Raw genomic sequence first — 7,588 nt, forward strand, 5'->3', positions numbered from 1 at the left:
ACGGCGCAATCGGTGGCATGCGGTTTTGCACCGCCCGGCGAAACCCGGCGCATCGAGGTTGTGCATCCACGCAGGGGGCACCGCGCCTTTCCTCTGGTGGCGTGACACCCTATCTTGCCACCAAGACACGCTTGACCCCGACAGGATACCCTAATGAGTGACCCCAAACCCTACGAGCCGCCCAAGGTCTGGACCTGGGACAAGGACAATGGCGGGGCCTTCGCCTCGATCAATCGCCCGATCGCCGGGGCGACCCATGACAAGGATCTGCCCGTCGGCAAACATCCGTTCCAGCTTTATTCGCAGGGGACGCCCAACGGGGTGAAGGTCACCGTGATGCTGGAGGAGCTTCTGGCCGCCGGTCACGATGCCGAATACGACGCCTGGCTGATCAGCATCGGCAAGGGGGACCAGTTCGGGTCCGGCTTTGTCGAGGTGAACCCCAAGTCCAAGATCCCGGCGCTGGTCGACCGTTCTGGCCCGGAACCGGTGCGTGTCTTCGAATCCGCCTCGATCCTGATGCACTTGGCCGAGAAATTCGGGGCGTTCCTGCCTGCCTCTGGCCCTGCTCGGACCGAAACGCTCAACTGGCTCTTCTGGCAGATGGGCAGCGCGCCCTATTTGGGGGGCGGCTTCGGCCATTTCTACGCCTACGCCCCCGAGAAATGGGAATACCCGATCAATCGCTTCGCGATGGAGGTGAAGCGCCAGCTCGACGTTCTGGACCGTCACCTTGCCGGGAATGAGTGGATGGCGGGCGGGAAATACTCCATCGCCGATATGGCGATCTGGCCCTGGTATGGCGGGCTGGTGAAGGGCTGGCAGTATGGCGCGGCAGAGTTCCTGGACGTGGCCAGCTACACCCATGTGGTCGAATGGGCTGAGCGCATCTATGCGCGCCCGGCGGTCAAGCGTGGCAGGATGGTCAACCGCACGGCCGGCCACCCCTCGACGCAGCTGCACGAGCGTCACGACGCTTCGGATTTCGAGACCCGAACGCAGGACAAGCTCGACGCCGCGGAATGATTTCTTGCGTCGATAGCCCCGTGGGTCGCCTGACCCTGACCGAAACGGACGGGGCCATCACCGCGCTGGAATGGCGGGACCAGGACGCCCCGCCCGCATCGGACCTGTTGCAAAGGGCGGCCGGGGAACTGGCCGCCTATTTCGCGGGCGATCTGAGACATTTCACCCTGCCGCTTGCCCCGCGCGGGTCCGAATTCCAGCAGGGGTTCTACCGCGCGCTTTGCGCCATTCCCTACGGCGAAACCCGCACCTATGGCGACCTGGCGGCAGAGTTGGGCGTGTCTGCCCAGGCCATCGGGCAGGCCTGCGGGGCCAATCCGATCCCGATCCTCATTCCGTGCCACCGGGTGCTGTCGTCCACTGGCCTTGGCGGCTTTTCCGGTGCTGGAGGGGTGGAGACCAAGGTGGCCCTTCTGCGGCTGGAAGGGGCGGCATCCCTCCTGATCTGACTGATTTTGGATGAAAAATCGGTTTCATGCTATGCTGCCACCTCGGGACGTGTTCAAAAGGGGGGAAGCGATGTCCGATTTTCTCATCCATATCCATACCGGGCCGGAAAACCCGACCAAGGCCACGCTTGGCTGCCTGGTGGCGGCAACGGCGCTCAAGGCCGGTCACGACGTGCGGGTATTCATGGCAGGTGACGGGGTGCGCCTGCTCGACCCCGAAGTGATCGAAACGCTGGAGGGGCAGGGGACCGGAAAACTCAAGGACCACCTGGCCGAGATCGAGGCCCATGGCGGGCGGCTTTACCTGTCTGGCATGTCGGCCAAGGCGCGGGGCTATGACGCCAGCCTGCTGGAGGGGCATCCGGCGGAATTTGCCATGCCCGACGTGCTGGTGGGGCTCGCCGACGAGGCCACCAAGGTGCTGTGCTACTAAACCCGTAAGGGCCTGTCCGCGACCTTCACGGGGTCGCGCGCAGGCAAGACAGGGGGGCAAGGTCGCCTAGGGTCGGAAGGTATTTCAGACCCCGGTTCCCATGCACGAAAGACGTATCCCCGAATGGCTGCGCCACGCCCCCGCGCCGGGCGTGAAAGGATTCGCCACGCTTGCAGGTTGCGAGGCGGTGGCGCGCGGCATCCTGATTTCGGTGATGCCGCTGGCAATGCTGGAAACCCTGGGCAGTGCCAGGGCGGTGTCAGAGGCCTATTTCATCGTCGGGCTTCTTTCCATGGTCGCGGGCTTCCTGGTGCCGTGGCTCAACCGCTTCATCCCACGACGCTGGCTTTATTCCGGCGCGGCGCTGACCTTCTTTGCAGGGGCGATGATCGGGGCCTTCTTGCCGGGACTGATCGTGGTGACCCTCGGCCTGACCACGGTCGCGGTTGCCACGCTCTTCGTCTGCTTCAATGCCTATGTGCTGGACTATATCGAGCGGGTAGAGCTTGGCCGGAGCGAGACCCTGCGCATGTTCTACAGCGCGGCGGGCTGGACGATCGGACCCGTGGCCGGCGTCTTCCTGATGGAGTGGTGGCGCCCGGCACCGTTCCTGATTTCCGGCGTGGCAATCCTGGGGCTTCTGGGAACCTTCCTTTACCTGCGGCTCGGCAATGGCAAGCTGATCCAGAAGGCCAGGCGACCTGCCACAAATCCTCTGGCCTACCTTGGCCGCTTCGCCGCGCAGCCTCGGCTTGTGGCGGGCTGGCTCTTTGCGGTGATCCGGTCCTGTGGCTGGTGGGTCTACGTGGTCTACCTGCCCATCTTCGCGGTCAACGCGGGCCTCAGCGACCAGTTGGGCGGCACCATGCTGTCGATCTCTAACGGGCTGCTATTCATCACGCCGCTCATGCTGCGCTGGATGCAGGGGCGTCCGGTGCGCCAGTCGGTGCAGACCGGGTTCATGGGGGCGGCCCTGCTGTCCTTCGCGGCCTTTGCCCTGTCGGGCTGGCCGGTAGTGTCGGTCATCGCCCTCGCCTCGGTGTCATTCTTCCTGATCCTGCTCGATGTCTGCGGGGGGCTGCCATTCCTGATGGCGGTCAAACCCTCGGAACGGACCGAGATGTCCGCCGTCTATTCCAGCTTCCGCGACGTGTCTGGCATCCTGACGCCGGGCGCAGCCTGGCTCCTGCTGCTGGTGGCCCCGCTCTCGGGTATCTTCGCGCTGTCGGGAGGCGCGTTGCTGCTGGCCTGGGGGCTGGCGGGCCGTCTACACCCCAGGCTTGGCCTGCGCCGGGCGCGCATGCCCGTCCCGGAACCCGCGCCCGAATTCGGCGTGATCGCCGTGCCGGTCGAGCCGGAAGACCCGCCACAGGCCAGGTAGCATCCCATCTTGGGGCTTTGCGCCGCCCCTCCTTCCGTGCTAAATCGGCGGATCGGGTAGAACTGGACGGAAAAAAAGGCATGTCCTTCACGGTCTTCATGGCGGTCCTTGGCGCGGCGCTCCTGCACGCGGGCTGGAACGCCATCATCAAGACAGGCCTGTCCAAACAGACCTCGATGTTCCTGCTGTCGGTCGGGCATGCGCTGATCGGCTTTGCCTTTGCGCTGACCAAGCCTTTCCCCGCGGCCGAAGTCTGGCCCTGGCTCCTGGCCTCGGGGCTGATCCACATGGCCTACCAGCTGTTTCTGGCCTACGCCTACGAGCAGGGGGACCTCAGCCGGGTCTACCCGATCGCCCGCGGAGCGGCGCCCATGATGGTGTTGTTGGTCAGCGTGCTCTTCCTGTCCGACGAAATGGGCGTGATGGACTACGTGGGCGTCTTCGTCCTCGGGACCGGTATCGCCTTCATGGCGCGCGGCGTTTTCACCAACGGGGAGTCGCGGCGCCTTCTGCCCTTCGCTTTCGGGTCAGCCCTGGCCACGGCGGGCTACACGTTGGCCGACGGGCTTGGAGCGCGGGTGGCGGGCGATCCGCTGCAATATGTGGGGTGGCTGATGATGCTGTCGGCCAGCTTCTACACACCGGCGGCAATCGCGCTGCGCGGGGTCGAGGTGATCCGGGCCAGCCGCCGGGACTGGCTGATGGGGCTGATCGCCGCCGCTGCCAGTTTCGCGGCCTATGCCATCGCTGTCTGGGCGATGACGGTGGCCCCGCTGGCGCTTGTAGCCGCACTGCGCGAAACCTCGATCCTCTTCGCGGTGCTCATGGGCTGGCTTCTGTTCGGGGACAGGATGGACCGGGGCAAGATCATCTCCGCGGTCCTGATCGTCTCAGGCGTCGTGCTGACCCGCCTCTGACCAGCGCAGGACGGCGTCGCCCGCCGTCATGTCGCCCCCGGCCCGGTCGAAGCGCAGATAGGCAATTGCCCGCCCGCCCGACTGGGTAAAGAGCGTGCCCGCAGGCTTGTCACCCGCCATGATCTCGGTGCCCACGGGGGCCACCCCGTCGATCTCGACCGTGACCAGCCCTTTGCGCAGCACCGTCTTGTGCTTCATCCGCGCGGTGACCTCCTGGCCGACATAACAGCCCTTGCGGTGGTCGACGCCATGCAGGCGGTCATAGCCTGCTTCGAGGATGTAGCTGTCCTCGGGGATCAACTCGATGCCGGTCTCGGGAATGCAATGGGCAACCCGGATCGCGTCCCAATTGATCTGCGGGTCCCCGCCTTGGACGCCATAGGCCCGCCAGCCAAGCTCTGCGTGACGCGGGTCTGCCAAGGCGCTTTCCGGCGCGTCTCCCAGTCCACGGGCAACCGACAGCCCGCTATCCTCGATCTTCACATCGGCGCGCAGCTTGTACATCGACAGCCGGCGGAAAAGACCGGGCGCCAGATCGGAGGCAACGTCGAGCAGGATCTCGTCACCCCGGTCCAGAAGAAAGAAATCGGCCAGGAACTTGCCCTGCGGGCTGAGCAGCGCCGAATAGACCAACTGTCCGGGCCTGGCGTCATTGGTCACCAGCCCATGCAGGAAATGGGTCCGATCCCCCCCGGTTATCCGCAGAACCGTGCGTCCCTCTGCCTTTTCGCCGATCATCACCGTTTTCCTTTTCGCGCGCTCCCCGTCATATAGGGCGGGATCGCCACCTGAACCATGGGCTTCGTGAACTTGCCGGCACCTCTGTCGATCATCATTCCCACGCTGAACGCCGCGCCGCTGCTGGCGGCGACGACGGCAGCGCTGATGGAGGGCGTCGAGATGGGGCTCGTGCGCGAGCTTGTCATCTCTGACGGCGGGTCGCGCGATGAAACCCGGGACGCCGCGCGTGAACTGGGGGCCGTCTGGATCAGCGGTCCGGCCGGGCGGGGTGGACAATTGGCGCGTGGGGCGAACGCAGCCCTGTCCCCGTGGTTCCTGTTCCTTCACGCGGACACGCATCTTGCCCCTGGGTGGGCCGGGGCGGTCCTGTCTCATATGAACGCCGCGCCGGATAAGGCGGCCTGCTTTCGCCTGGCCTTTCGCAGCGATGCGCCCGCCGCCCGCCGCGTTGCGGCCTGGGCCAATTGGCGCACGCAGGCCCTCGGCCTGCCCTATGGCGACCAGGGATTGCTGATCGCCCGCAGGGTTTACGAGGGCATCGGGGGCTATCGGGACCTGCCATTGATGGAAGATGTGGAAATCGCGCGCGCCCTGAATGGGAGGCTGACGATGCTGCCCGTCGAGGCCCGAACCTCGGCCGAACGCTATGAACGCGAGGGCTGGCTGAGGCGCGGCGGTGCGAACCTTCTGACGCTCGCCCGCTACCGTCTTGGCGCGCGTCCCGACCGGCTGGCCCGGCAGTATCACGGGGGCGATTGACCCCGCCCACAGAGGCGGCTACCGCTTGCACATACCCTGCAGAAAGGACCCGCCATGAGCCTTGCCAACGGTCGCCATTACCTTGCCATTCCCGGCCCTTCGGTCATGCCCGATCGTGTCTTGCAGGCGATGCACCGGGCGGCGCCAAATATCTATACCGGGCCGCTGGTGGACATGACGGCGACCATTGTCGAGGACCTCAAGAAAGTGGCCCGCACCCGGCACGACGTAGCGATCTACATCGCCAATGGCCACGGGGCCTGGGAAGCGGCGCTGACCAACACGCTGTCGCGCGGTGACCGGATCCTGATCCTGGGCACCGGGCGCTTCTGCCAGGGCTGGGGCGAGATGGCCCGCGGCCTCGGGATCGAGACCGAGGTGATCGATTTCGGCTTCCGCGCCAAGGTTGATCTCGATCGGGTGGCCGAGACGCTCAGGGCCGATACCGACCATTGCATCAAGGCTGTGCTGGCGGTGCAGGTCGATACCGCGTCTTCCGTCAAGAACGACATCCCCGGACTGCGCCGGGTTCTCGATGATACCGGGCATCCGGCGCTTCTCTTTTCCGACAATATAGCCTGTCTCGCCGTCGATGAATTCCACATGGACGACTGGGGCGTCGATGTCATGGTGACCGGCTGCCAGAAGGGCCTGATGGTGCCGCCGGGCATGGCCTTCGTCTATTTCAACGACAAGGCCGATGCGGCACGGGAAACGGCCAACTGCGTAACGCCCTACTGGGACTGGCGACCGCGTGCCAATCCGGCGCTTTATTACCAGCATTTCTGTGGAACCGCGCCGACGCATCATCTCTACGGGCTGCGCGAAGCGCTCGACATGATCTTGCACGAAGAGGGGCTGGAAGCCGTGTGGCACCGGCACGCTGTGCTGGCCCGTGCGGTCTGGGCCGCATTCGAGGCCTGGGGCCAAGGAACCGGGATCGCGCTCAACATCGCCGATCCGACGGCCCGGTCGCACGCGGTTACCACTGTACGGATGGGCGGCGTGGCTGGCACGCGCCTGCGCCACTGGCTTGAAAAGGAGGCCGGGATTACCCTGGGCATTCCGCTTGGTGCACCTGAAGAGGAAGCCAATGGCATCTTCCGGATCGGGCATATGGGGCATGTGAACGCCCACATGGTGCTTGGCGTGCTGTCGTCGATCCAGGCCGGCATGGTCGCCCTGGGCATTCCCCACGGGCCCGGCGGGCTGGACGCGGCGGCAGAGGTCATCGCCAAGGGTTAGAAGAATTTTCAGGAAAATTCGTCTAACCGTTCGAAAATTCTTCCCGAAGAATTTTGCGGCCCGGAAAAATCTTCAGGAAGATTTTTCCGAGGCCTTCGCATCGGTCAAGGCGGCGGGGAGGGCCTCGGCGAAGGCAGCCAGTTCCTTTTCCGTCCCGCAGGAGACGCGAATGCAGCGGTCTTGCGGCGCTGTGAAGGGCATGCGCACGAACAGCCCTCGCGCCACCAGCGACTGGAGAACCGCCCGGGCGAAATCTCCGTCGCGTCCGCAGTCGATGGTCACGAAATTCGTGGCCGAGGGCAGTGGCGTCAGGCCGTTTTCGCGCGCGATGCGCGCGATCGCGTCACGGGCCTCGGCAATTCGGGAGATCGTGGCGTTCAGGTAGTTCTGGTCCGACAGCGCCGCGAGGGCCGCCGCCTGTGCCACGCGCCCCATGCCGAAGTGATTGCGGATCTTGTTGAAGGCGGTGATGAGCTCCGCCTCGGCAATGGCATAACCCACCCGTAGTCCGGCCAGCCCATAGGCCTTGGAAAAGGTGCGCATCCGTATCACTCGGGTGTCGGTCACGTCGAGCGGCGGGATCGCGCCTTCGGGGGCGGTGTCGGAATAGGCCTCGTCCAGCACCAGAAGGCAGCCC

9 protein-coding genes are annotated in these 7,588 nt (G+C 65.2%); 7 read left to right on the top strand and 2 right to left on the bottom strand.

Features of this window, described 5'->3' with window-relative positions:
• The first annotated feature begins 153 nt into the window (after window positions 1–153).
• From yghU to ACEQXV_RS00750, 5 genes are all read left to right on the top strand, one after another.
• Complete coding sequence (yghU, locus tag ACEQXV_RS00730; RefSeq protein ID WP_370267403.1) at window positions 154–1,026, top strand: glutathione-dependent disulfide-bond oxidoreductase; 873 nt, start codon at window positions 154–156, stop codon at window positions 1,024–1,026.
• A complete protein-coding gene (locus tag ACEQXV_RS00735) occupies window positions 1,023–1,475 on the top strand; it encodes a methylated-DNA--[protein]-cysteine S-methyltransferase (protein ID WP_370251169.1) in 453 nt (150 codons plus the stop codon). Before yghU ends, ACEQXV_RS00735 begins: the two co-directional genes overlap by 4 nt.
• A gap of 70 nt (window positions 1,476–1,545) precedes the next feature.
• Window positions 1,546–1,908 (top strand): DsrE family protein, encoded by a 363-nt coding sequence (locus ACEQXV_RS00740; RefSeq protein WP_370251170.1) that lies wholly within the window; start codon window positions 1,546–1,548, stop codon window positions 1,906–1,908.
• 100 nt (window positions 1,909–2,008) lie between these two features.
• Window positions 2,009–3,289 (top strand): MFS transporter, encoded by a 1,281-nt coding sequence (locus tag ACEQXV_RS00745; RefSeq protein ID WP_370267404.1) that lies wholly within the window; start codon window positions 2,009–2,011, stop codon window positions 3,287–3,289.
• Window positions 3,290–3,369: 80 nt separating this feature from the next.
• Complete coding sequence (locus tag ACEQXV_RS00750) at window positions 3,370–4,206, top strand: EamA family transporter (protein ID WP_370251172.1); 837 nt, start codon at window positions 3,370–3,372, stop codon at window positions 4,204–4,206.
• On the opposite strand, the gene ACEQXV_RS00755 is transcribed toward ACEQXV_RS00750, so the two are convergent.
• A complete protein-coding gene (locus ACEQXV_RS00755) occupies window positions 4,180–4,944 on the bottom strand; it encodes a folate-binding protein YgfZ (RefSeq protein WP_370267405.1) in 765 nt (254 codons plus the stop codon). The two genes, ACEQXV_RS00750 and ACEQXV_RS00755, sit on opposite strands and share 27 nt — an antisense overlap.
• 57 nt (window positions 4,945–5,001) lie before the next feature.
• Here ACEQXV_RS00755 and ACEQXV_RS00760 point away from each other — a divergent pair, with 57 nt between their 5' ends.
• Both ACEQXV_RS00760 and ACEQXV_RS00765 read left to right on the top strand, forming a co-directional pair.
• Window positions 5,002–5,706 carry a TIGR04283 family arsenosugar biosynthesis glycosyltransferase gene (locus ACEQXV_RS00760; RefSeq protein ID WP_370267406.1) on the top strand — a complete coding sequence of 235 codons (705 nt, stop codon included), beginning with the start codon at window positions 5,002–5,004 and terminating at the stop codon, window positions 5,704–5,706.
• A 54-nt stretch (window positions 5,707–5,760) separates the two neighbouring features.
• On the top strand, window positions 5,761–6,951 hold the full coding sequence (locus ACEQXV_RS00765; RefSeq protein WP_370251175.1) for an alanine--glyoxylate aminotransferase family protein: 1,191 nt from the start codon (window positions 5,761–5,763) through the stop codon (window positions 6,949–6,951).
• A 72-nt stretch (window positions 6,952–7,023) separates the two neighbouring features.
• Here the strand turns inward: ACEQXV_RS00765 and ACEQXV_RS00770 are convergent.
• Window positions 7,024–7,588, bottom strand: a 565-nt coding sequence (locus ACEQXV_RS00770; RefSeq protein WP_370267408.1) for an aminotransferase class I/II-fold pyridoxal phosphate-dependent enzyme, incomplete at its 5' end; no start/stop codon positions are given.

The organism is Nioella sp. (genome assembly GCF_964229645.1).
GTDB lineage: Bacteria > Pseudomonadota > Alphaproteobacteria > Rhodobacterales > Rhodobacteraceae > Nioella.